20 protein-coding genes and 2 pseudogenes are annotated in these 22,424 nt (G+C 61.1%); 5 read left to right on the forward strand and 17 right to left on the reverse strand.

Features of this window, described 5'->3' with window-relative positions; all coding sequences use genetic code 11:
* The 9 genes from FXB41_RS02380 to FXB41_RS02420 form a co-directional block, all read right to left on the reverse strand.
* The coding region (locus FXB41_RS02380; RefSeq protein WP_219679190.1) for a tripartite tricarboxylate transporter TctB family protein at positions 1-460 on the reverse strand (460 nt) is incomplete at its 3' end.
* An 11-nt stretch (positions 461-471) separates the two neighbouring features.
* Positions 472-1,005 (reverse strand): helix-turn-helix domain-containing protein, encoded by a 534-nt coding sequence (locus tag FXB41_RS02385; protein ID WP_219679191.1) that lies wholly within the window; start codon positions 1,003-1,005, stop codon positions 472-474.
* 89 nt (positions 1,006-1,094) lie between these two features.
* The gene (locus tag FXB41_RS02390) at positions 1,095-2,045 is read right to left on the reverse strand and encodes a PDR/VanB family oxidoreductase (RefSeq protein WP_219679194.1); all 951 of its coding nucleotides are present in this window, start codon (positions 2,043-2,045) and stop codon (positions 1,095-1,097) included.
* Positions 2,046-2,555, reverse strand: a complete 510-nt coding sequence (locus FXB41_RS02395) for an MOSC domain-containing protein (protein ID WP_219679197.1) — start codon at positions 2,553-2,555, stop codon at positions 2,046-2,048.
* A 17-nt stretch (positions 2,556-2,572) separates the two neighbouring features.
* A complete protein-coding gene (locus tag FXB41_RS02400) occupies positions 2,573-4,231 on the reverse strand; it encodes a thiamine pyrophosphate-dependent enzyme (RefSeq protein ID WP_219679199.1) in 1,659 nt (552 codons plus the stop codon).
* On the reverse strand, positions 4,228-4,905 hold the full coding sequence (locus tag FXB41_RS02405) for a 3-oxoacid CoA-transferase subunit B (RefSeq protein ID WP_219679201.1): 678 nt from the start codon (positions 4,903-4,905) through the stop codon (positions 4,228-4,230). Before FXB41_RS02405 ends, FXB41_RS02400 begins: the two co-directional genes overlap by 4 nt.
* On the reverse strand, positions 4,902-5,564 hold the full coding sequence (locus FXB41_RS02410; protein WP_219679204.1) for a 3-oxoacid CoA-transferase subunit A: 663 nt from the start codon (positions 5,562-5,564) through the stop codon (positions 4,902-4,904). The genes FXB41_RS02405 and FXB41_RS02410 overlap by 4 nt, the downstream gene beginning before the upstream one ends.
* 20 nt (positions 5,565-5,584) lie before the next feature.
* Entirely contained in the window at positions 5,585-6,763 is a 1,179-nt protein-coding gene (locus tag FXB41_RS02415; protein ID WP_219679206.1) for an acyl-CoA dehydrogenase family protein, read from the reverse strand.
* 17 nt (positions 6,764-6,780) lie between these two features.
* A complete protein-coding gene (locus FXB41_RS02420; RefSeq protein ID WP_219679209.1) occupies positions 6,781-7,776 on the reverse strand; it encodes a Bug family tripartite tricarboxylate transporter substrate binding protein in 996 nt (331 codons plus the stop codon).
* Positions 7,777-8,021: 245 nt separating this feature from the next.
* Here FXB41_RS02420 and acuR point away from each other — a divergent pair, with 245 nt between their 5' ends.
* Positions 8,022-8,696 carry an acrylate utilization transcriptional regulator AcuR gene (gene acuR / locus FXB41_RS02425; protein ID WP_219679211.1) on the forward strand — a complete coding sequence of 225 codons (675 nt, stop codon included), beginning with the start codon at positions 8,022-8,024 and terminating at the stop codon, positions 8,694-8,696.
* Between the two features lie 9 nt (positions 8,697-8,705).
* On the forward strand, positions 8,706-9,689 hold the full coding sequence (gene acuI, locus FXB41_RS02430) for an acrylyl-CoA reductase (NADPH) (RefSeq protein ID WP_219679213.1): 984 nt from the start codon (positions 8,706-8,708) through the stop codon (positions 9,687-9,689).
* 101 nt (positions 9,690-9,790) lie between these two features.
* On the opposite strand, the pseudogene FXB41_RS40450 reads toward acuI, so the two are convergent.
* A pseudogene (locus FXB41_RS40450) lies at positions 9,791-9,898 on the reverse strand (TRAP transporter large permease subunit); the annotation flags it as partial.
* A gap of 164 nt (positions 9,899-10,062) precedes the next feature.
* On the opposite strand from FXB41_RS40450, the pseudogene FXB41_RS02440 reads away from it, so the two are divergent.
* Both FXB41_RS02440 and FXB41_RS02445 read left to right on the forward strand, forming a co-directional pair.
* Positions 10,063-10,556 (forward strand): annotated as a pseudogene (locus tag FXB41_RS02440) (Lrp/AsnC family transcriptional regulator).
* 553 nt (positions 10,557-11,109) lie between these two features.
* Complete coding sequence (locus FXB41_RS02445; RefSeq protein WP_376707477.1) at positions 11,110-11,244, forward strand: hypothetical protein; 135 nt, start codon at positions 11,110-11,112, stop codon at positions 11,242-11,244.
* A gap of 15 nt (positions 11,245-11,259) precedes the next feature.
* Here the strand turns inward: FXB41_RS02445 and FXB41_RS02450 are convergent, their stop codons facing one another.
* The 6 genes from FXB41_RS02450 to FXB41_RS02475 all read right to left on the reverse strand — a co-directional run bounded on the left by FXB41_RS02450 (position 11,260) and on the right by FXB41_RS02475 (position 18,885).
* Positions 11,260-13,059, reverse strand: coding sequence for an FAD-dependent oxidoreductase (locus FXB41_RS02450; RefSeq protein WP_246648530.1), 1,800 nt, complete (start codon positions 13,057-13,059; stop codon positions 11,260-11,262).
* Positions 13,060-13,111: 52 nt separating this feature from the next.
* Positions 13,112-13,960: a sugar phosphate isomerase/epimerase family protein gene (locus FXB41_RS02455; RefSeq protein ID WP_219679218.1), complete on the reverse strand. Its 849-nt coding sequence runs from the start codon at positions 13,958-13,960 to the stop codon at positions 13,112-13,114.
* A gap of 57 nt (positions 13,961-14,017) precedes the next feature.
* Complete coding sequence (locus tag FXB41_RS02460) at positions 14,018-15,088, reverse strand: ABC transporter substrate-binding protein (RefSeq protein ID WP_219679220.1); 1,071 nt, start codon at positions 15,086-15,088, stop codon at positions 14,018-14,020.
* Between the two features lie 105 nt (positions 15,089-15,193).
* Positions 15,194-16,267 carry an ABC transporter ATP-binding protein gene (locus FXB41_RS02465; protein ID WP_007594335.1) on the reverse strand — a complete coding sequence of 358 codons (1,074 nt, stop codon included), beginning with the start codon at positions 16,265-16,267 and terminating at the stop codon, positions 15,194-15,196.
* A gap of 28 nt (positions 16,268-16,295) precedes the next feature.
* Positions 16,296-18,029: an ABC transporter permease gene (locus tag FXB41_RS02470; RefSeq protein ID WP_219679221.1), complete on the reverse strand. Its 1,734-nt coding sequence runs from the start codon at positions 18,027-18,029 to the stop codon at positions 16,296-16,298.
* 100 nt (positions 18,030-18,129) lie between these two features.
* The gene (locus tag FXB41_RS02475; protein WP_219679223.1) at positions 18,130-18,885 is read right to left on the reverse strand and encodes an SDR family NAD(P)-dependent oxidoreductase; all 756 of its coding nucleotides are present in this window, start codon (positions 18,883-18,885) and stop codon (positions 18,130-18,132) included.
* A gap of 178 nt (positions 18,886-19,063) precedes the next feature.
* Here FXB41_RS02475 and FXB41_RS02480 point away from each other — a divergent pair, with 178 nt between their 5' ends.
* The gene (locus tag FXB41_RS02480) at positions 19,064-20,104 is read left to right on the forward strand and encodes a LacI family DNA-binding transcriptional regulator (RefSeq protein WP_219679225.1); all 1,041 of its coding nucleotides are present in this window, start codon (positions 19,064-19,066) and stop codon (positions 20,102-20,104) included.
* A 188-nt stretch (positions 20,105-20,292) separates the two neighbouring features.
* Here FXB41_RS02480 and FXB41_RS02485 read toward each other — a convergent pair whose 3' ends face one another.
* Entirely contained in the window at positions 20,293-22,407 is a 2,115-nt protein-coding gene (locus tag FXB41_RS02485) for a TonB-dependent receptor (RefSeq protein ID WP_283843403.1), read from the reverse strand.
* Positions 22,408-22,424 lie beyond the last annotated feature (17 nt).

Genomic DNA, 22,424 nt, shown 5'->3' on the forward strand with positions numbered 1-22,424 from the left:
CCCAACGGTAGAGCGGGAAAGGAACTCTCAGCACGTAGGAAAAGAGGAGACAGCCGGCGACGGTGACGACAGCGGCCAGAACGGCGGAACCTCTGACGGTAGCGGTCCGGTCGCCGAGCGCGGAGACGAAGACGCACATGAAGGTGGCCGCGGCCATGCCGAAATAGACGCCGAAGAGGACGAACATCAGCGGACCCGCGAGGATGCAGGCCCAGCCTCGCCATTCCATCGCGGCCGGCAAGATGCGCTCTCCCTCTTCAAGAGGCGTCGCCAATCCCGTGACGAAGATCAACGCTCCGACGATCACCATCATGACACCGAGCATGAACGGAAACATGCCCGGTCCCATGTGCGCGAAGGTCCCGAGCGAATAGGTCGTAGAGTTGATATCGATCCCGGCGCCCAGCAGCACCATGAGTAGCCCGGCGTAGAAATCCTTCTTTCGCAACGTGATCGGCATTCTCGGCACCTCTATGCGGTTTTGCTCGCTATCACGACGAGCGCCGATGCCGGTTCGGAAGACACCTGGATCAGCTTGTGCGGGATCGTGGAATCGAACTGAATGCAGTCGCCCGGATTGAGCGTTTCCTTGCGCTTCCCGATGACGAGTTCGATCCGGCCTGTGAGGATGAACAAGATCTCCTCACCTTCGTGGTGGCTCATGATGCGACCGCGTTTTGCCGTTTTGGTCGGCCTCACGACGAAGGCGCGCATCGTGCGTTCGGGAGCGAGTCCAGCGACGAGCGACAGGTGCGTGTCGATATCGCCCGCCTTCCCGTTCTTCGCGCGGACAATCGTGATCGGATCGTGGTCGTCGGGCTGGCCGTAGAAGTGGTCCAAAGTCGTTCCGAGAGCCTCGGCGATCTTGATCGCGGAGCCTATCGATGGAGAAGAGAGCCCGCGTTCCAACTTGGAAAGATAGCTGCGGGTCAGACCGGAATCGGCCGCAAGCTGCTCCAGCGTCATGCCGCTCTGCACGCGGAGGAATTTGAGGTTGAGTGTCATTGCGCCCGGATCTTTCCGAAATGATTGCCTGCATCGATCTCGCACCAAACCATCGACAATTCAAACCGTGAACCAAGCGCCTCAACCGACTACAGGTCGAGCACCAGTCGCTGTCCCGCGCAGTCGCCCACGCAGACGATGAGTTCATTCTGCCGTTCGGCGGGCGACAGCACGCGATCGCGATGGATGGGCGGTCCCTCGGACCAGCGCGTGCGGCAAGCGCCACAAATACCGCCGCCGCAGGACACGGGTACGTCGACGCCGAGCGCGTCCAACGTCCCGAGAAGACCGACATCCGGCGTGACGGTCGCCAGCTTCTTGCTCGCCGATAGATAGAGTTCGTAGGGAGGCACATCGCTTTTGGCGGAGACTTTCGGCGGCGTGAACATCTCAATGTGCTTTCGCTCTTCCGGCCAGGCCGAAACGGCATCTTCGAAGGCCTGCAGCATCGGGGCAGGTCCGCAGCAGGCCGCCAGACCAGACCCGACGAACTCCCGCACGATCGCGGCGATGACGGGCTTGGCCTGGGTGGTCGTGTCGTACAGGCGAACACGGCCCGCTTCGATCGCCGGCACAATCATGTCGGGCAGGACCGGCTGCCCGCGACTGGTCCAATGCAGCACGTAATTCGAACGCCCCCGACGCTCGAGATGCCGGATCGCAGAGATGAACGGGGTCACGCCGATGCCTCCGGCGACGAACACGTTCGTCCCTTCCGGATCCAGCGCGATTCCTCCGCGCGGCAGCGAGACGGAAATCGGCTGCCCTGCCTCGACACGGTCGTGCAGGAAGTTCGAGCCGCCGCGGCCTTCGCGTTCGCGCTTCACCGCGATCACGTAACGCCGATTGTCATCCGGCTCATTGCAAAGCGAATAGGTCCTGACGAGACCCTGCCCCAGATGAACGTCGATGTGCGCCCCGGGCCGGAACGGTGGCAGCTCCCAATCGTCCTGATCGACCAGCGTGAAGCGCTTAGTGTCGTTGCCGAGATCCTCGACCTTAGAGACAACGGTGGAGACCGTCTTGATCGCCTTCGCCATCTATATCGGCCTCACCGCATCGCCGACGCGCAGCGTGCCCCCCGCGATGATCTTGCAGTTCAGCCCCGACCGGTTGATCAGTGGATCGAAGACCGACTTGCCGAGTATCTCTTCGATGTGCCGGCACGGCGTCGAAAGACGGGTCGCCTCAACGATCGTCTCTCCCAGTCGGAAGCGATGGCCGACGAGATGATTCAGCGGGACGCCTTCGACCGTCACGTTGCGGCGATGTTCCTCCGGCAGCAACTCGATCTTGTGGTCGCGTCGCAGCGCCTCGAGCGTCTCCATCTCAAACAGGGTGACCTGCCGTCCCTCCTCCGGCTTGTGGGAGTAGAATCCGGTTTCGTGACCGACGAAATATCGATCGCCCTCGATCCCGCGTCCGGCGACGAGCTCGAGCGAAGGAAACGAGCGCATCGGCAGAAACGCGCGCGGGGTCTTGTGCAAGAAGCGCACGACGCCCTGCCAGGACATCGCGACCTCGGGTTTCTCGATAGCGATCGCGTCCATCTTGGTTCTCCTAGGGTTCAGTTCGAAGGAACTCTGCGTGAGGCGGCGAGCGACTTGTCGAGTGTCTGGCGCACGTCCGATCGCACCTCGATGACGACCGGTCCCCCGGCCGTCATGGCCTCTGCGATCGTCGACGGAGCGCTCTCCGCGTCCTCGACGACGAATCCCTTCGCGCCGAAGGCACGCGCCAAGGCGGCGAAGTCGGGGTTAGAGAGGTCAGTGCCGTAAGGACGATCTGGAAAGGCCCGCTCCTGGTGCGATCGGATCGTCCCGTAGGACCAGTTGTTCGATACTACGATCTTGAGGTCCGCCCCTCTGGCGACGGCCGTCGCCAGTTCGTTGCCCGTCATCAGGAAGCCTCCGTCTCCGCAAAAGGCTACGACCTGTCGCCCCGGAAAGCGAAGGCTCGCGGCGAGCCCGGACGGGACCCCGCTGCCCATCGCGCCACAAGCCGAGCCGAGTAGTCGTGCGGTCGGCTCGAAGCTGAAGATGCGATGGACCCATCCGGCGAAATTGCCGGAGTCCGTCGTGACGACGCCGTCGGGCTTGAAGTGTATGGCGATGGCCGCCACGGCGTGACCGAAGACGTCTGCGGACGGTACGCCGAAACGAGGCCAACCGTGGGTGGCCGTCCGCACCGCGGCTGCTGCTCTGAGCCACTCGGTCCGGTCCGGCGCTGCCGTGGAAACGGCCAGCATGGCCGACACGAACGCATGCGATCCGGAAACGACCGCGACGTCGGTCTGGACGCGCTTTCCGATCGCATCGGGATCCGGATAGACGTGGACCAACGGCTGGCGCGGCTCGGCCTGCCTCGGAAACGCAAAGCCGAGCGAGGACAGGTCGCCCAGACGCGTTCCGACGGCAACGACGAGGTCGGCTCGTTCGAGCAGTTTGGCGTGAGGTTGGGAGGGAAAGAACCCAAACTGACCGCCCCACAGCGGGTGAGCGTTCGGAAATTGGTCCTGCATCTTGTTCATGGTGACGACCGGGACGTTCCACATCTCGGAGAACGCGACCAGATCTTTGCGAAAAGATGCCGTGCGGCATTCGCCGCCGACCAGCAGGATGGGCCGCTCCGCCGCCGTCAACGCCGCCGCCGCCTTTTCGATGGCCGCACTGCCCGGCTCCGGACGTGCGAGTCCGTTGATCCTGACGGCAAACCCCTCTGCGGCTTCCTCAAGGAGATCCTCAGGCAGTTCGACGGCGACCGGGCCGGGCGTTCCCACACTGGCCACCGCGAACGCGCGGGCCATCATCTCAGGAACGAGATCCGCCGAGTTCAGACGCACGGACCATTTCAGCACGCCATCGAACGAACGGCCACAGTCGATCTCCTGCACAGCGTCCCGCGCAAGGTTCGGACGGTCGACTTGACCGACCAGCATCACCAGCGGAATCGCTTCCTGCGCGGCGACATGCAGTCCAACCGCGGCGTTGAAGGCGCCTGGGCCACGGCTCGCCATCACGACTCCGGCGCGACCCGTGAGCTTGGCGTCGGCGACGGCCGCAAGGCTTGCACTTCCTTCGTGCCGACAGGTCACCAGATCGAAATCGCTGCGGTCGCGCAGCGCATCCAGCAGCGCCAGAAAGCTTTCTCCCGGCACGCCGAAGGCCCGGTCGATCCCATGGGCGACGAGACTGTCGGCGACCAGTTCGGCGACGCGATAGGTCATGCGACGCTCCCGTCCTGCTTGATGGTCCGGACCTCGCCGGCGACGTGCAGCGGCGCCTCCGTCCGATCGCGCAGCGCCTCGATCGTGAGGCCCTCGAGCAGCGCCTGGACCGCCAGCCCTTCCCCGGTGACCTCGATGATGGCGAGGCTGGTGAATATCCGGGTCACCACTCTACGCGCGGTGAGTGGATACCCGCATCGCTCCACGATGCGGGAACGACCATCCTTCGTGGTGTGATCCATCATCACCCAGATCGACTTCGCGCCGACGGCTAGATCGATTGCTCCACCGATGCCGGGCGGAGACCCATTGTCTCCGGTCGTCCAGTTGGCAAGGTCGCCGTCCTTGGAGACCTGGAACGCGCCGAGCACGGCGACGTCGAGATGGCCGCCCCGCATCATCGCGAATGAGAGGCTGGAGTCGAAGTAGGAGCCACCGGTCCGAAGCGAGATCGGCATTTTCCCGGCGTTGATGAGATCCCAGTCCTCTTCGCCTGCCGCCGGTTTTGGGCCCACGTTGAGGATGCCGTTCTCGCTGTGAAGGATTACGCCCGAACCGGCCGGCAAGTAATCGGCCACGTGCGTAGGAGCGCCGATCCCGAGATTCACGAAGCCCTCCGCCGGCAGATGAAGCGCGACCATGCGCGCCAATGCGTCGCGTGAAAGCGGGGTCATCGAAGGCTCCTTGCGAAAACGCGGTCGACGAAGATGCAGGGCGTGACAATGGCTTCCGGATCCAGATCGCCGGCTTCAACCACGCGGTCGACCTCCACGGCCACCGTCCGGCCCGCGGTCGCCATGACCGCGCAATGATTGCGCGCCGTCTTGTTGTAGGTGACGTTGCCGAGCGTGTCGGCGAGATGCCCCTTGACGAAAGCAAAATCTGCCCGAAGCGGAAGCTCGAGAATGAACTCTCGTCCTTCGACGACGATCTTCTCCTTGCCCTCCGCGAACACCGTTCCGACGCCGACGGGAGAAAGGAAGCCGCCAAGACCGGCGCCACCCGCTCGGATGCGTTCGACCAGCGTTCCTTGCGGAACGAGCTCGAGTTCGACGGTGCCGGCACGATATTGTTCGGCAAACTGCTTGGCGCTGCGGGGATAGGAGCAGACGATCTTGCGGACGATCCTGGCCTCGAACCACAGCGACAGATCGTCCTCCGTGGAGCCGGCATTGTTCGATATCAGCGTCAAGTCGCGGACGCCCCTGTCGAGCACCGCCTTGACCACTCCCAGCGGAAGGCCCGCCCCGCCGAACCCGCCCATCATGACGGTGTCGCCGTCCTTGATGCCTTCCACGGCCGCTGCCGCATTCTCAACCACTACGTTGCGCATCGTTTCGTCCGCCGTGTTTGCTACGGGATTGACTTGGGGTACGTCGTCGACAGGCCGCGACCGACCCGATCGAGCAGCATCTCGTTGGTGCCGTCGGCGTAGGCCGCCATCCGGACCTCGGCGAAATGCATATTCAAGCGGTGGGCCGCGCTGGCGCCGGTCGCGCCCACGATCCGGACACACTGATCGATGCCCCAGAGCGCGGTATCGACGGCGAACTTCTTGGCTTGCGCCGCGAGCGCGACCGGATTGCCTCCGGTCTGTATCTGTTCAGCGGCTCGGAAGACGAGTGAGTTGGCGGCCTCGAGCCTGACCGACACCTCGGCGAGTTCCCATCGCAGGCCCTGATGCCCGGTCAGCGGTTTTCCGAAGGCCTGCCGGCCTTCGCAGTAATCGACCGCCTCGCACAGCGCCGCATGCAGCGTCGCGACGCACATGGCAGCCACGTGGACGCGAGCCGCGTTGACGGAAGTCATCGATGCTTTTAGCGCGGCGCCCGGCGCGGCGATCAGACACCACTCCGGAATGAAGTGAGCGTCGAAGGCCACCTCGGCCAGGCGGAAGGAACGCGCTCCCGGAACGACAATCTCGCTTCGCCGGACCGTATTGGCCTCACCGAACGGCACGTAGAAACTGGCGATGTCCCCTGCCCCCGCCGCATCGCCCACGCGGGCCAGGACGATCAAGCCTCCGACCAGCAGGCCGTCCGTCATCCAGGCCTTGGTGCCGCTCAGAGCCCAGCCACCGTCGACCGGAACGGCCGTCGTGGTAAGCGCGGAGACATCGCTCCCGCCCGCAGGCTCGGTCATGGCCGTCGTCAGGAGAAGCTCCCCGCGCAGCGCGGGCTGCAACAATCGCTCGATCTGGATCGGCGTACCTGTCTGGGAAAGGCGCGTCGCTCCGCCCTGGTGATGGTTCAGGCAGAACGCCGCTGCGAAGCCGTGGCGCGCCATTTCCTGCGCGACCCGGATCTTGCAGAAGTAGGACGCTTCCAGACCACCGTGAACTCGCTTGGCCTGAAGCCCCAGCATGCCGAGCGCTGCCCACTCGGCAACCCACTTTTCCGGAAACGCCTCGCCCGCCATGTGCGCGGCCAAGACGCTCTCGGAAAAGGCACCGGCACAAAACGCCCGTGCCGTCGCCACGTGATCGCGCTCGTCGGCGGAAAGATGAGCGTCGTACTGCTGATAGAAGTCCATGGGTTATCCTTCGGGGGCTACTTCTGCAGAGGCGCCCCGATATCCTTGGCCCACTTATTCCAGTAGGCCTCTTCCTTTCCGACATCGGACGTGAAGCTCTCCACCGTCGAACCGGTGATCAGGGTGGCGCCGATCGTTTCCAGTTGCTTCAGGAACTCTGGATCACTCGAAGCCTTGTCGAGGGCAGCGCCAACCTTGGCGACGACGTCGGCGGGAAGGCCCGGCGGACCCGCGACCCCGAACCACGGGGAGATATCGATAGGCTTGCCACCCGCCTGTTCGATCGTCGGCAGATCCGGGAAGGCCGGCGACCGCTCGGCTGACGTCACCGCGAGCGCCTTGAGGGTGCCGGCCTTGACCTGCTGACCGATCGTGGCTTCGGTAAAGAAGCCCACCTGCAAAATCCCCGACATGGAATCGACTATCGGTTGATTGCCGCCCGAATAGTTGATGAACGACATTTTCGTGTCGTAGGCCATATCGAACAGCGTGCCGCCAATGTGGGATGTCGCCCCGAACGTACCGCCGAAGTTTACTTCTCCCGGGTGCGCCTTCAGATAGGCGACGAGCTCCGGTACGCTGGACACGGGAAAATTCGGGTTCACGACTAGCAGATTCCGCTGCTTCGCGACCTTCCGGATGTAGGTGAAGCCCTTCTGCTGATCATAGCGCACAGACGCATAGAGCGCCTTGGCGCGAGTATTCGAGGACTCCACCGCGACGAGGAGCGTGTACCCGTCGGGCTTCGCGCGGGAAACGTTTGACGCGGCGATCATTCCGCCGGCACCGCCGTTGTTCTCGATGATGACGGTCTGGTTCAACTCCTTCGAGAGAAGGCGGCCGATCACGCGGCCAATGATGTCCGTCGGACCTCCAGGCGGGAAACCGACGACCAGCTTGATCGTGGTGGAGGGATAAACATCGGCCGCCTCGGCCGGATCGGCGATATGTCCGACGCAAAGAACAGCCACGCCGACGACGATGGACGCGGCTTTTCGGAACAAGCGAAACATGCAGCACCTCTCTCGAAGAATGGCCAACCTTCGAACTAAGGACACTTTGTGTCAAGTATGAAACTTACATGACGTGACGCGGAACCGCACAATGACTCGGCAAAAACCGCGGAAAAAGCTTTCACTTGCAGCATTTTGCGGCATTTTCAGCGCTATTTCGGTTTCTAGTTCGTCAGGTATTGCGGTTCCATGCTTGCTCAAAGTCGGCTTTTGTGTTCTAGACGATCGGTCTATTAAGGACACAAATGGCAAAATCTTCAGATAATCGCCGCCAACCGGCCGAGGCGTGGCGACACGACATCGGATACGCGCCGACACGCGACGTTCTGATCCGTTGCGGAATGGAAGTGATGACTCAACAGGGATTTGCCGCCACGGGCCTGGACGCACTGCTGCGCCGCGCCACCGTGCCGAAGGGCTCGTTCTACCATTACTTCGAGAGCAAGGCGGAATACGGCCGCGAAATCATGAAGGAGTACGATTCCTTTTTCCGGCACAAGCTGGACCGCGCCCTCAACGACGAAAGGCTCGCGCCGCTGGCACGCATGCGAGCCTTCGTCGAAGACGCCAAGGCAGGTATGGCGAAATACAGCTACACGCGCGGCTGCCTCGTCGGAAATCTCAGCCAGGAAGTCGAGGCGCTACCCGACGATTACAGGTCCGCTTTGGACGAAATCATCAAGGGCTGGCAGCGGAAGGTGGCGCATTGCCTGGAACTCGCGCGCGACGTCGGCGAGATCGGAGATGCCGCGGACTGCGATGCCTTGGCCGAGTTCTTCTGGATCGGCTGGGAGGGGGCGGTGATGCGGGCGCGCCTCGTCAGGAACGGCGTGCCGCTCGATACCTTCATCTCCGGCTTCCTCGCCGGTCTCCCGCGCCCGGACGGGGCGAAGCCGCGGTCCAAAAGAAACGTGAAATAGGAGTTCAAGTTGTTCAAAGCCGTTTTGATCGAAAAGGACGAGCAAGGATACCGCGCCGGGGTGGCCGAGTTGCCCGAGGCTCGCCTTCCCGAAGGAAACGTGACCGTCGACGTCGAGTACAGCACCCTGAACTACAAGGACGGCCTTGCGATCACCGGCAAGGGTCCGATCGTCAGATCCTTCCCGCTGGTGCCGGGGATCGACTTCGCGGGTCTGGTCTCGTCGAGTTCCGACTCGACCTTCTCGCCGGGAGACCGGGTCGTTCTCAACGGCTGGGGGGTCGGCGAACAACACTGGGGCGGCCTGGCTCAGCGAGCCAGCGTCAAGGCCGACTGGTTGATCAAGCTGCCGGCTTCGATGCCTTCCCGCCGGGCGATGATCATCGGCACCGCCGGCTACACGGCGATGCTATCGATCATCGCCCTCGAGAAGTTTGGCATCCGCCCTGGCACGGGCGACGTGCTGGTGACCGGTGCCGGCGGGGGCGTCGGCAGCATTGCGATCATGCTGTTGCACAAGCTCGGATTTCACGTCGTGGCTTCGACTGGAAGACCCGACGAAGGGCCGTACCTCAAGAGCCTGGGCGCAACCGAGATCATCGACCGGTCCCAATTGTCGCAACCAGGCAAGCCGCTGCAGAAGGAACGGTGGATCGCCGCGATCGACTCGGTAGGCAGCCACACCCTCGCCAACGTGTGCGCCGGCATCAAAGCGGACGGAGCCGTCGCAGCTTGTGGCATGGCGCAAGGGTTGGACTTTCCCGCAAGCGTTGCCCCCTTCATCCTGCGCGGAATCGCACTGTTCGGCATCAACAGCGTGACGCGCCCGAAGGCGGAACGCGTCGAAGCCTGGGATCGTCTTGCCGCCTTGCTCACCGAAGCCGATCTGGAGAGATCGGCGGTCGAAATCGGTCTGAGTGACGTCGTCGCCTCCGCGGAGCGCCTCATGAGTGGCCAAGTGCGCGGGCGCACGGTCGTCGACGTCAACAGGTGACTTCGACCCTGAAAAACTGCGATGCGACTGTAGCGGACCGGGCTTCGAAAACCAGACGACGACTACGGCCCACCCAAACGGGAGATTTCGAAACGATGGCCGTCCTCGCGGCGGTATCGCCACCACACGACGGCGGCGAGCATGCCCGCGAGGACCACGCCGGGGAGCAATCCGCCGGTGAACAGCGCCGAGATCGACACGCCCGCGACTGGTTCCGGCGCTCGCTGCGGCCGCAGACAGGTGGCGAGAGCGGCCAGCAGGACGACCTCTACGAGATCTTCCTGTTCGGACCCCACGGCTGACGACTTCGCCCAAGCGCCGGCGCTCGAGCTTCCCCTGACACTGAAGGTAATCAGACAAGACCGACGCTGCGCTGCAGCTCGCCGAGACGGGCCGCCGCCTCGACGCCATCGACCGCAAGATACTGACGGTGCTTCAAGAGGACGCCTCGCTCTCGGTCGCGGAGATTGGCGACCGGGTCGGCCTGTCGTCCACGCCGTGCTGGAAGCGCATTCAGCGGCTGGAGGCCGACGGGGTGATCCTCAAGCGCGTCTCTTTGGTCGACCAGAACAAGAACGGCCTCGGTCTCTCTGTGTTGGTCTCCGTGGAAAGCTCCGATCACTCCGGTGTCTGGCTGAAGCGCTTCGCGGCGGCGGTCAGCGCCATGCCCGAGGTGATGGAGTTTACCGAATGGCCGGCGACATCGACTATATGCTGCGCGTCGTCATTCCGGACATGCAGAGCTACGACGTTTTCTACAAGAAGCTGATCCACGTCGCCCCGCTCAAGAACGTCACCTCGCGCTTTGCGATGGAGAAGATCAAGTCGATTACGGCCCTGCCGGTGCCGGCCCTGATGACCGAGTAAACGCCGCACCGTTTGCGGGAAGCGACACTCCGCGGGTACAGGCAGAACAGATTGTCCCTTTGCTCGCCCGGATATCCTGTTCTACGATGAGCACCTGATCCTGTACCACCGAGTCTGCACACTCTATGGAACGGGTATGAGTACAAAAACGGAGAAGGAGTCGCGTAGCGATGGCGATGCGGTCGATATAGAAAACGTCGCACGAGATCCATTTTGTCTCGGCGATCACTTCGCGAAGATCTCGGAAAATAAGACGTTTCCAATGGTCGGCGCACCAAGGCTCGAACCTGGGCCCCGCTGATTAAGAGTCTCATCTTTCATCAGCAAAGTCAGAGCTTTACCAGTAAAAAGCACTCGAAGCCAGACTTTATGGATCAATAGGTTGCAGCGGGAATGTAAATCGCATCCGGCGTTTTTTCCGACCTGCTATCCCTGCATCCCGCACGTAAGTAGCGATCGAAAAGCTCAACAAAGCAATGAAACTTGCACCTTGCCTGGAAAACAGAGGACTGGTCACGAGATCCTCGAATGGTACGGCATGACCGAGACCGGCATGATCGCCTCCAATCCGTATGAAGGACCGCGCATCCCCGGCTCCGTGGGCCGCTCCCTGTCCGCCGTTGAAGTTCGCATCACGGATCCCGATACTGGCTCCCAGGCAAGCTCTCGGGCCTTTTCTGAAAGCTGATATCCTCTTTCTAGCTCAGCTCGAGGATAATTGCCGATCATCGAGGCCGTGGCGAATGGTTGTCGCTGCATCATCGTCACCAGTCGCACCCGCGATGTGACGGCCGGCAATATAGCCAAAGGTCATCGCCGGACCGAGATTGATGCCGCCTGAGGGGTAATAACCGCCCATCACGCTCGCCATGTCGGCGCCGACCGCGTGCAGCCCCGGTATCGGTCGGCCTTCACAGTTGAGAACCCGGCTACGTTCGTCCGTCTTCAGGCCGGCGAACGTGCCGAAGCTGCCGGGCAGCACCTTCACAGCGTAGAATGGTCCGATTTCGATCGGTGCTACGCAGGGATTGGGTTTCACGTTCGCATCGCCCCCCTTGCGGTTGAAGGGCGTCGAGCCGCGTCCGAATGCAGGATCCTCGCCCCGTCGCGCGTGATGATTGTATCCGTCGAGCGTCCGGCACAGGCCTTCCGGATCGATGCCGCAGGCGCGCGCCAATTCTTCCGCGGTCCGGCCGACTTTGATGTAGCCAGATCTAATATAGGGCGCAACGGGCAAGGGAGCCGGCCGCGAGATGCCAAGACCGTACCGTCGCTGGAAGCTGCGGGTGCAGATTAGCCAGGATGCGACCTCCTGACCCGGCAGCGTTTCACGGATCATGGCGCTGACGTAATCGTAGTAGCCGTCGGCCTCGTTCACAAAGCGGCGACCGTCCGCCAAGACCGCAATAATGCCGGGCTTCGCCCGTTCGATGATATGGGGAAAGCGTCCCACCTTCCCGTCCGGATAGGGGACCAGCGAGACCGGGCACCAAGCGCCCGAGGAAGCGAGGGATCTGTCTACTTCACCGCCTGCCCGTTCGCCGAGACGCAGACCGTCGCCCGAGACAGAGTCCGGCGTGACCGACCAATGTTCTTCTCCCGAGGGCGTGTAGCCGAACAGCTCGCGTCGGCGCTCCCGATCGTGCGGAAAGCCGCCACTCGCCAGAATCGTCCCACGACGAGCGCGGATAGCGTAGTCGGCGTTCGGACCACCGACAATCGCACCTGTCACCACACCAGCCTCGACGATGAGACGCCTTGCGGGCGCCGACACGCGGATTTCGACGCCGAGGTCCGCGGCTGAGAGGCCGAGCCGTGCGGCCAATGCATTGCCGTTCACGAGTTGAGTCGCCCGGCCAAACAGTGCCAGGTCGAGAAGGTGGCGACCAACCCGTCGCGCGACGTGGAATGTGGAGCGAACCGAGCGCGTGACGCTCATGAACGCTGCCAGATCCGCGCCCGCCATGATCGGCAATCCCAGAAAGGACGTTTCGCGCAGCGGCCGCCTGAGCTTGCCGAATAGAGCACCGAGCTTCCGTCCGTTGAAAGGCGCCGCGCAGACCTGGTGGCCGCCTGTTGCGGCCCCTGGCGTCGCGCCATGCATATCCGGGATGGCGTTGCCATCTACGAATTGGAGTTGGGTGTGACGCTCAAAGAACGCGACCATGCGTGGTGCTGCATCGAGAAACGCATCTACCTTGGCCGGGACGTATCGATTGCCGAGTTCGTTGCGGAGATAAGTGCGTGGAGCCTCTGGGTCTTCGTGGATGCCGGCACGGCGGGCAAGCGGATTGCCTGGCACCCACATCCAGCCGCCTGACCACGCCGTCGCGCCGCCGAACACAGCTTCCTTCTCGACGACGATCACCTTCAGGCCGTGCCATGCCGCGGTGACAGCCGCTGACAAGCCGCCGGCGCCCGAGCCGATGACAAGCACATCACACTCATCCGGTTTGCTTGCATCTGATCTCAAGGGCATGGTGACATCCTTCTCATCGCGCATTTGCGTTGGCTTGTGATGAATTCAAGAGCGCGCGCGCCCGCCCTGGGGCGTGCTACCTCGCGGCATGCCGTTCGAAGAACCTTCTGGACGAACCGGCGACGGACTGAATGCGCCGGATGGTCGACCAATTCGCTTCTGCCGCAATCGGCGTCTCGATTACGAGCTGCGTCGCTTTTGGAAGCGCGTCCACTAGTTCATGAAGCGGCATGCTCCCCGTTCCAAGATGCAGCCGCGAACCGCGGGCTTCGGTAGGCAGATCTTTCAGTTCGGGAGAGATTTGAATTGCATCGGAGAGCTGCGCATAGGCGATACGGTTGGCGGAAATGCCCGCGACATCTTGCGGCGTGCCACCCGCGCGATACAGATGCAGGGTGTCGATAATCAGCCCAGCATTCGAACGGCCCGCAGCCTCGACTAGGTCAAGCGCGTCCTTCCAGGTGGCAATATCGCGGTAAAGCATGAACTCGACCCCGACATGCAAGCCGAACCGGGCCGCCTCGTCGCAGAGGCGCCCGAACAGGTCGATACGCTGTGTCGGTTCGAGATATGCGCTGTTGCCGATCACCTCTGTGCCAATAGATGAAATGTGAGTGGCACCCAGTTCCGCTCCAACTTCAAGCGCAGGACGAAACTTTTCAAAATCGCTGGCTGGCGAGAGGATAAACGCTTCGACGTCGAATATGCGCATGTTGTGCGACTTCAACGCCGATTTGACTTTGCGGACGACCTCCGGCCGTCCGACAACCTCGTGCTGGAGGGGGTGCGCGGTGGCGCTCATCAACAATAGCCCTACAGCACCAAAGCCACCGCTTGCGGCGCTTTCAATGAATTCGACGGGATCAACGCGACCGGCAGTAAGGTTGGCGACCGAGACCCGATCGAGTGTAACTTCGTTCTTCATATTCAATTCCGTCAGCGGCTCGATGATTTCGGTTGCCGGTTGCTCTGCTGCCCGCTCTTAGCGATAGCTAAAGCCAGTGCTTGCCGCCCACCAGTTCAAGATGGTGTCACGGTCCTTGAGTGCCTTTTCAAGATCCAGGCTCAGCAGCTTGACCTCGGCCAGGACTGGCAGCCCCTTTGGCGGCGTAACGCCATTGCGCACCGGATAAACACCGGCTTCGGCGAAGATCGTCTGCATCTCGTGACCCAGTGCGAAATCGGCCAGCAGACGGGCCGCATTTGGATGCGGCGCGTTTTTGCTGAGACCGATTGCGTTGAACTGAGCGACGCCACCGGACACCGGCACTGCCATCGTGACTGGAGCTCCCTTGGCGATGATGCCGGAGATCGCAGTCGTGATGTTGAAAAAGTCAAGCGGCCGTTCGCCCGTTTGCAGCTTCGTGGCCATGACGCCCATCGAAGGGTTCAATTCACCCTTGGCGCTGCGGAAGCCTTTTAGGATGGCGCCGCCTTTTTCGGGGCCGAATGTCTGATAGATCGCTGCGACGGTCGCGAACGTCGCCGAGGACGAGCCCGGATTCGACATGGCGCCGAGGCCATCCCATTCGGCCGGCGGGCTGATGTAATCCGTCCAATCCTTCGGCACTTGCTTGTTAGCCATGGAATCGTGGTTGTAGGCAAACAAAATGAGGTTTCCATTGCCGCGAACATAGCCGCCGCCTGGTGGAAGACCGAGCTCGCTTAAACTCCCGGCTTCATCGCTCGCAAAGTCCGCCAAGTACCCCGAAGTTTTCGCCGTGATGACGGTATCCTCGGCCTGATACATCACATCTAACAACGGCTTTCCAGCCGCGTTCTCGGCGACAAAGCGGTTGTATATCTGCCACGCATCACCGGTGGCGGACGTTACTTTGATCTTCGGGTATTTGGCGCCAAACGCCTTAAGCAACAACGGAACGGTGAATGGATCGCCGTAGACGACCAACTGGCCTTCCTTTTCCGCTGCCGCGACAAGCGTCGCATCTGCTGCGAACGCCGTCTGAGCAGTGGACAATCCACCCAATGCGCTGAGGACACCTGCGACTGCCAAACTTTGAAATACTTTGAAGCTGGCCCTTTTCATTCCCATTTGGTTTTCTCCCTGTAAATTTCAATATGATGAATTGTTGTCTTGTCCGCTCCGCTTCATACTTGGACGGCGCCCTGGCGCGGAACACTCCAAAGCCACGTCGAGCTACACCTCGCTGTCGAACAGATGGACATGCTCGGGAGCGATAGAGAGCGAGAGCTGATCGTTGATGGCGAACCGTTCGTATCCGTAAGTCACAACCAATTGCGGTCCTATTGGCGTGTCGACGCGTAGCTCGCGCCGGTCGCCGACAAACGTGACTTCTTGAACGTTGGCCGAGAGCCCGGAACCGGCGCCCTTGGCCACGCGCCAGGATTCTGGCCGCACCATGCACAAGGCATCGCGTTGCGAGGACGCATTCGCCATCTGACCTCGTGAAATGATTTCACCGGAGGGCAATGCGGCGACACTAGCCCCCTCGCTATTCGGGCGTACTGCTACCCGAAACAGATTCGCCTTGCCCAGGAATTCCGCGACGTAGCGAGCCGTTGGTCGGAAATATAGCTCCTCCGGCGGTCCCTTCTGGACCACCTTGCCTTTGCTGAACAGGAAGATCTCGTCACCCAGTGACATCGCCTCTTCCTGATCGTGCGTGACGAACAGGATCGTGGCGCCGATCCGTTGCTGTAGCTGTCGAATCTCATGACGCATCTCGACACGAAGCCGCGCATCGAGATTGCTCAACGGCTCATCCATCAGGATAAGCCTAGGATTGCCGACGAGGCACCGGGCAATCGAGACCCGTTGCTGCTGGCCGCCTGATAATTTCATAGCGCTCTTTTCGGCCTGATCGCTCAAGCCGACAATCCTGAGCGTCTCTTGCACACGCCGTTCAATCTCGGCTTTGCCCAGTTTTTGCGCTCGCAGTGGCATCGCGACGTTGCCGGCGACTGTCAGGTGCGGCCAGACCGCATATGACTGAAACACCATGCCAAGACGTCGCTTCTCCGGCTGGATATCAACGCCGCGGTCCGAATTGAAAACAGTATCGTCGTCGATGATGATTGAACCGCCGTTGGGTCGCTCCAGCCCGGCGATGCAGCGGAGTGTCGTCGTCTTGCCGCAGCCGCTGGCTCCCAGCAACACCGAGATCTTTCCGGTTTGAAATCCTACGCTCAGATCATCGATCGCGCGTAATGGACCGAATGTCTTCGTCAGCCCTTCCACTCGAACGCTCATGTCGTACCTCTCTCGTGGAGCGTCACGGTCAAACCGCCGCGACCTGCCGCTGCTTTGTTATGAGTGTCACGGTCCACATGACGCCCACGCCCATGACGAGCTGCAGCAATGAAAGTGCCGCAACCATGGAGAATTCACCGACGGCCCAGGTATCGAAGCTGAGGATGGATAACGTCCGCGTTTCCGCCGTATAAAGAGGAAGCACCATCGACAGCTCAGAGATGAAAATGCTGTAGACCATGACCCAACTCGAAATGATGGCCGGCATCACCAGAGGCAATGTCACGCGGAACATCGTATTGCCCCAACCGAATCCGGAGATGCGGGCGCTCTCCTCAAGTTCGGGATGGATTTGAATGAGACTGCTGGTAATCGTGCGAACGGAATAGCTCACGTAGCGACCGATAAGCCCTACAATGATGATCCACATCGTCCCGTAGATGCTCAACGGCATCCAAAGCCAAAAGAAGCTGACTCCAAGCGCGAACGCAAGGCTTGGAACGGACATCGGTAGTAGCACCACGTGTTCAACGAGCCGACGCCCCCACATGCGGGTCCGCGTCGTGATCCAGGCAACGGCGAGCCCCAGCATCGTTGCCGCCGTTGCAGCGATGACCGTGACTAACAGGCTGTTGACGACTGTCGCCCGTACATCTTCTGACTGCCATAAATACGCAACGTTGGCCGATGTGAACCGGCCTGACCACGTAAAAGTCGAAAATGCTGCCGCGGTGATGATAACGATCGGTCCGATGACAGTGAGCGTGAGATAGAACCAAATGACCGCAGCCACGACATAGCGACCGCCCGTCAGCTCAATGATTTTTGGCCGAAACCCCTTGCCAGTTACGGTGATGAAGGAACGCCCACGCAGTGCAATGCTTTGCAATATGTTCGCGAGCGTCGACATGAACATCAGGTAAATCGCGAGCACCGCAACGATCCCGAAGCTCGGTGGAAAATGCTGTAATTCCAGGTAAATCCGCGACGTGATTAGATAGATCTCTTTCGTCATGCCGAGGAGCACCGGCGTGCCAAACAACCCGATGCTGATGACGAAGGCGAGAACGGCTCCGGAAAGGATCGAGGGGGCAACCACAGGGAGCGTGACGCTCAGCATAGTGCGTAGGCGACTGAGCCCGCACACCTGTGCTGCCTCTTCCAGGCTCGGGTCCATGTTTCTTAGCGCCGCCGCCACGATCATCATGACATAGGGCGCGATGTAGATGCCTGTGGTCCAGATGATGCCCGTGTAGGTGTATATATCCATTGGGTCACCGAGCCCGAGACCGCGCGCGGGCAGATTGAACAGCCCCACCCGCGGCGCGCCGATCAAGACCCAGGCAAAGGCACCAATGAACGGTGGAATGAAGATCGGCAACGTCGCCAGTTGCTCGAGCGTGCGCGCAAACGGAACATTGGTTCGCACCAGACACCACGCCAGAACGACACCAATCGCCGTTGCGAGCATCATTGCACCAAGAGAGATCACGACGGTGTTCCACGTCGCCATCCAGTAGCCTGACTCTTTCAGAACGGCGTGCAGCGCTTCGAAGGAGAGAACTGTGCGTCCATCCTGCGTCTCTAAGAAGCCACGGAGCACGAGGGCGACGAGCGGCATCAGCGCAAAAACGGCCAGAACCACGCAGAACAGCGTCAGCCAACCTCTCTGCACGAGGACGCGCGACGGTGTCGGGGCGAAGACGTTTCGGGCTCGGCTCGCACCCGATCGCTGTGCTATCGTGGAGGTGGAAAGCATCATGTGTTCGGCCTCACGAGAAACATCACATTGCAGGGTCGCGAAGTTCGATCTGCCTGCTCCGCGCCGACTGAAGCTGCGGCTCAGCAATCCACAGTCATGGCTAATAGGTCGCGCGACCGCCGGTCAGATCGAATGTAAAGCCGGTGGTGAAGCTGCAATCAGGGCCTACGGCAAACGCGACCATCGCGGCCACTTCGGGAGCCGTTATGAAGCGCCCCATCGGAATCTTTGCCTTGATCGTGGAGATAAATTCGGGCGTCATCTCGCGAAGCAACTCGGTCTCCGCCATAGTCGGCGCGACGCAATTCACCAGCACGCCAGATTTCGCGAGCTCCTTCGAAATCGATTTCGTATAGGCAATCACGCCGCCTTTCGCAGCTGCGTAGGCGCTGCCGCCGGGATTACCTTCCTTGCCCGCAATCGAAGCGACGTTGACGATGCGGCCGTAAGCCTGTTCACGCATGTGAGGAATCACGGTACGGCAACAATAGAACACGCCCGTCAGATCGATTGCGAGGACGCGATCCCAACTCTCAATCGGGTACTCCCAGGCGGCAGCAATCGGGCCGTTGATCCCTGCATTGTTGACCAAAATCTCAACTGAGCCTGCAGCAGCCAGCGCATCCTGAAAAGCAAGCTGAACCGCGGCCAGATCCGCGACATTGACCGTTTGCTGGAGCACCGGCGTGAAGCCGGCTGTCGATCCATCGAAGGCTGGGATATCCAAGTCCCAAAGGATGATCCGGCAGCCTTCGGCCGATAGCCGCTGCGCAATGGCCAGACCAAGGCCGCGGGCACCGCCAGTGACAATGGCGGTTTGCCCCTCAAGATTCCTACGCGTGGCAGTGACCGTCATGATTTCATTTCTTCCCTTAAGCCGCCAGCTGGCGCCTTTCCTGCGCTATTCTCGACTATGGAAGCGCTTCCATAATGACTATTTGGCTTGTTTCCCGGAGTCAAGCCTTTTTGGAAGCGCTTCCATGGCCTACCATGCGGATTCGGTGGAAGCCGGTTTCCGCTGGGATTGAGCGAAGGTGTCAAATTTGAGCCAGGAGATCGTCAAAGGCGCCATTCGCATCGCCGATGTTGCCCGCCACGCCAAGGTCGGGGCCGGAACTGTATCCCGGGTCCTCAACGGCTCCCAAAACGTCGCCCCGGAAACGCGTGACCGGGTTTTGGCGACGATCAGCAAACTCGGGTACGTGCCCAATCTCGTGGCCCGCGGCCTCGCCGCCAACCGCACTGGCGTCATCGCGGCGATCATTCCGGTGATTGGATATTCCCAACACTCCGAGGTCATTCAGGGAATGACGGAAGTTCTCCATGAGCACGGAGTGACCGTCATGATTGGCTCATCGGGCTACTCGCAGGAGATGGAGGAAAAGATCGTCGCGACGTTCCTCGCGCGGCGTCCCGACGCTTTCTACGTGACCGGCACATGGCATTCCCAGAAAACCCGTAAGTTGCTGAGCGCGAGCAGCATACCGGTCATCGAAGGGAGCAATCTGACCGACGATCCGATCGACACAGTCGTTGGTTATTCGAACTTTGCAGCCGCCAGGGAGCTGACCCTGATGCTTGCATCGCGCGGCCATCAACGTATCGCGCACGTGACCGTCAAGCGTGATCTAAATGATCGCATCGGAGATCGATTGACAGGTTATCGTGCTGCGTGCAACGACGGAGAGAATACTCAGCCTGCGCTGGTGATCGAATGTGAGAACAGCTTTTCAGGCGGAGCGGATGCCGTCGCCTGGACGCTGGAATCCTCCGATACGATCGATGCACTGTTTTTTGCGACCGACGTGATGGCGGTCGGAGGTCTTCTCGAATGTCAGCGGCGCGGCATCGCAGTACCCAAGCAATTGGCGATTGCAGGATTCGACGATCTGCCGATCGCATCATCCGTTATCCCCACTCTAACCACCGTGCAGGTCGATCGCGTCGGCATGGGGCGAAAGATTGCGAACGTTCTATTGCAACGAATCAATGGAGAGCCTTCTCCATCAAACAGGATAGACGTTGGGTTCCAGATTAGGGAGCGCGACAGCACCCTCAAGCCGAGGCTTGTATAAGGTCGTCGTATCATAGGCGATGCGTGCCTAAGAACGGTCGCCAGTTCGCGCGGGCCGCTGACATGCACAGGTCAGATCCAAGCTTCGCAATCAGCGATGCTGACGTTCGCTCGATTGAATGTAGCACGGCTCTCAGACAGGAGCTCCGAAGCAGTACTTCAGCTAACGAATTGAAGCTTTGATGTCGGTTAGAACGCCGACGCCAGCGTTACGCGCCAGGCTCGCGGTTCGGCCGGATGCACATGACGGTCGGCGATGCCGCCGATCGGCTCACCCGGTAGCCGCGATAGATAGTAATATTCGATCTGGTTCGTCTGGGCGTCGAACAGGTTGAGCACGTCCAGCTGCAATCGCGCACCATTGTCAAATCGGTAGCCTCCGCGCGCATTGAAGATCAGCGAGGAAGCCGAACGCACGCTATCGTCCTCAATCAATGGACGGGGACCGAAATAGCGCGCCTTCAGCGCGCCGAACCAGCCAATTTCACGACCGACGATGATGCTGCCGCTGGCGATCCAGGCCGGGGCACCGGGAATGCGGTCGCCCGCGAGATCGAGATCGCTGAAGCGCGCCCGGGTATAGGCAAGATCAAGGTCGAAGGTCAGCCAGGACGCGGGCTTGTAACTATTGGTCCACTCCACTCCGGCACGTCGGCTCGGCCGGCTGGGTTCGGTCGTTCCGGCATCGCCAACGAACAGGAGCTCAGACTCGAAGTCGAGCACGAAGACTGCGACCGAGCTGGTAAGGCCATCGATCGCCCTGGTGCGGATGCCTAGCTCGGCGCCACGCGAGCGCACCAGGAGCGGAACACGATCGAGCGGGGTTACCTTATCGCGGGGATCAACGCTGATGGTCGCGCCGCGGATATCATTGCTGTGCAGGCCGTAGCCGGCATTGCCGTAGAATTCGGTCTTGAACCAGGGTCCAAACACGATGCCAGCTTTCGGACTCATCATCGACGCCTGGGCGTTACCAGAGTTCTGCGGCGTATCGCTGAGAACGCGTCCGGCAAAGATGTCCTCGCGAATTCCAACAGTGGTCCGCAACCACTCGGCCAAGCGTGTGGTGCTATCCATCCAGAGGCCGACATTTCCTTCCTCCACACGGTCCGCGCGTACGGTCGAAAGCCACGCGCGCTGCTCGGTCGCGAATAGGCCGATCTGGATATGATCGTGGCGGCCCTCCACGCCAAAACGGGTATGTGTTTCAAACCCACCAAAGCGCCAGTCGAACGCATGCCGCGCATCAAAGCCGCCGAGTGTGCGACGATCGAGCTGACTGAATTGGTCGCCGTTCAGCGGATCATCGAGGACATAGGTGAAATTGTTGAAGAGCTGTAGCTCAGAACGGACGACATAGGCGCTGATATTGCTTTGACCGTACTCGCTTGAACCAGCCCAACTGCCGGAGAGACTGAAGCGGCTGGAGGTGCCGCCGTCGGTCGGATCGAGCGAGCCGAAGCGGCCGATGACACCCAGCTCAACGGCACGCTGCGCGATCTGATCAGTCGAATTCCAGCCGTTGGAGTAGGCCATTCCAGTGAACGTGAATCCGTCGGTTACGGTACCCTGACTATAACGCAAGACGCTGTTGATTTTCCGCACATTGTCCGGCACGTCCCAGGGACCGTCGTATTTGCTACTCTCGACCGCGGCGAGCAGTGTAGCGTCGCTCACCGTGGTGGAACCCGCCACCAGCGCACGGCGATACCCAAAACTGCCAATGGTCATCTCGGCGATGCTTTTCGGCAGCTTGTTCATGTAGTCGATGCTGACCGCGCCGGCGGAAGCGAAATCGCCGACGTCGGCGAAGTATGGACCTTTGCGGATACCAACCGACTGGATCAGCTCGGGGATCAGGAAATTGATGTCGGCGTAGCCCTGCCCGTGTCCGTGCGTTGGCATGTTGACAGGCATGCCGTCGAGACTGATCGCGAGGTCCGTACCGTGATCCAGATTGAAGCCCCGCAGAAAATATTGGTTGGCTTTGCCTTCGCCGGAATGCTGCGTGACGATCAGTCCAGGAACGACCTCCAGCGCCTCGCCTGGCCGCGCGAACGGAATGGCATTCACCTGCTCGCTGCTCACAAGCAAGGCGCTCGCGGCGGTAGGCTGAATGGGCCCTACTGCGTTGCGCGACGCACCCGGCATGACCCCGCCGGTGCCTGCAGTCGCTATTTCCGGCTGATCAGAGTGCACCACATTGCTACTTCGCGACGGCCTATCTTGCGCCGCTTTTGGCCTGGCGGCCCGCCTACGCGGCGTGACATCCGGCGACGTCACCGTGACCGAAGGAAGCTGCATTGGCTGAGCCGCCGCAA

Source organism: Bradyrhizobium canariense (assembly GCF_019402665.1).
In the GTDB taxonomy this organism is placed as follows: Bacteria; Pseudomonadota; Alphaproteobacteria; order Rhizobiales; family Xanthobacteraceae; genus Bradyrhizobium; species Bradyrhizobium canariense.

Excerpts from the sequence above, each read along its gene's own strand:
- FXB41_RS02390 (WP_219679194.1), bottom strand. The coding sequence starts at position 2,045 with ATGGCGAAGGCGATCAAGACGGTCTCCACCGTTGTCTCTAAGGTCGAG.
- FXB41_RS02385 (WP_219679191.1), bottom strand. The coding sequence starts at position 1,005 with ATGACACTCAACCTCAAATTCCTCCGCGTGCAGAGCGGCATGACGCTG.
- FXB41_RS02455 (WP_219679218.1), bottom strand. The coding sequence starts at position 13,960 with ATGAAGAACGAAGTTACACTCGATCGGGTCTCGGTCGCCAACCTTACT.
- FXB41_RS02470 (WP_219679221.1), bottom strand. The coding sequence starts at position 18,029 with ATGATGCTTTCCACCTCCACGATAGCACAGCGATCGGGTGCGAGCCGA.
- FXB41_RS02450 (WP_246648530.1), bottom strand. The coding sequence starts at position 13,059 with ATGCGCGATGAGAAGGATGTCACCATGCCCTTGAGATCAGATGCAAGC.
- FXB41_RS02485 (WP_283843403.1), bottom strand. The coding sequence starts at position 22,407 with ATGCAGCTTCCTTCGGTCACGGTGACGTCGCCGGATGTCACGCCGCGT.
- FXB41_RS02400 (WP_219679199.1), bottom strand. The coding sequence starts at position 4,231 with ATGACCTATCGCGTCGCCGAACTGGTCGCCGACAGTCTCGTCGCCCAT.
- FXB41_RS02475 (WP_219679223.1), bottom strand. The coding sequence starts at position 18,885 with ATGACGGTCACTGCCACGCGTAGGAATCTTGAGGGGCAAACCGCCATT.
- FXB41_RS02410 (WP_219679204.1), bottom strand. The coding sequence starts at position 5,564 with ATGCGCAACGTAGTGGTTGAGAATGCGGCAGCGGCCGTGGAAGGCATC.
- FXB41_RS02415 (WP_219679206.1), bottom strand. The coding sequence starts at position 6,763 with ATGGACTTCTATCAGCAGTACGACGCTCATCTTTCCGCCGACGAGCGC.
- FXB41_RS02465 (WP_007594335.1), bottom strand. The coding sequence starts at position 16,267 with ATGAGCGTTCGAGTGGAAGGGCTGACGAAGACATTCGGTCCATTACGC.
- FXB41_RS02420 (WP_219679209.1), bottom strand. The coding sequence starts at position 7,776 with ATGTTTCGCTTGTTCCGAAAAGCCGCGTCCATCGTCGTCGGCGTGGCT.
- FXB41_RS02460 (WP_219679220.1), bottom strand. The coding sequence starts at position 15,088 with ATGGGAATGAAAAGGGCCAGCTTCAAAGTATTTCAAAGTTTGGCAGTC.
- FXB41_RS02395 (WP_219679197.1), bottom strand. The coding sequence starts at position 2,555 with ATGGACGCGATCGCTATCGAGAAACCCGAGGTCGCGATGTCCTGGCAG.
- FXB41_RS02445 (WP_376707477.1), top strand. The coding sequence starts at position 11,110 with ATGATCGCCTCCAATCCGTATGAAGGACCGCGCATCCCCGGCTCCGTG.
- acuR (WP_219679211.1), top strand. The coding sequence starts at position 8,022 with ATGGCAAAATCTTCAGATAATCGCCGCCAACCGGCCGAGGCGTGGCGA.
- FXB41_RS02405 (WP_219679201.1), bottom strand. The coding sequence starts at position 4,905 with ATGACCCCGCTTTCACGCGACGCATTGGCGCGCATGGTCGCGCTTCAT.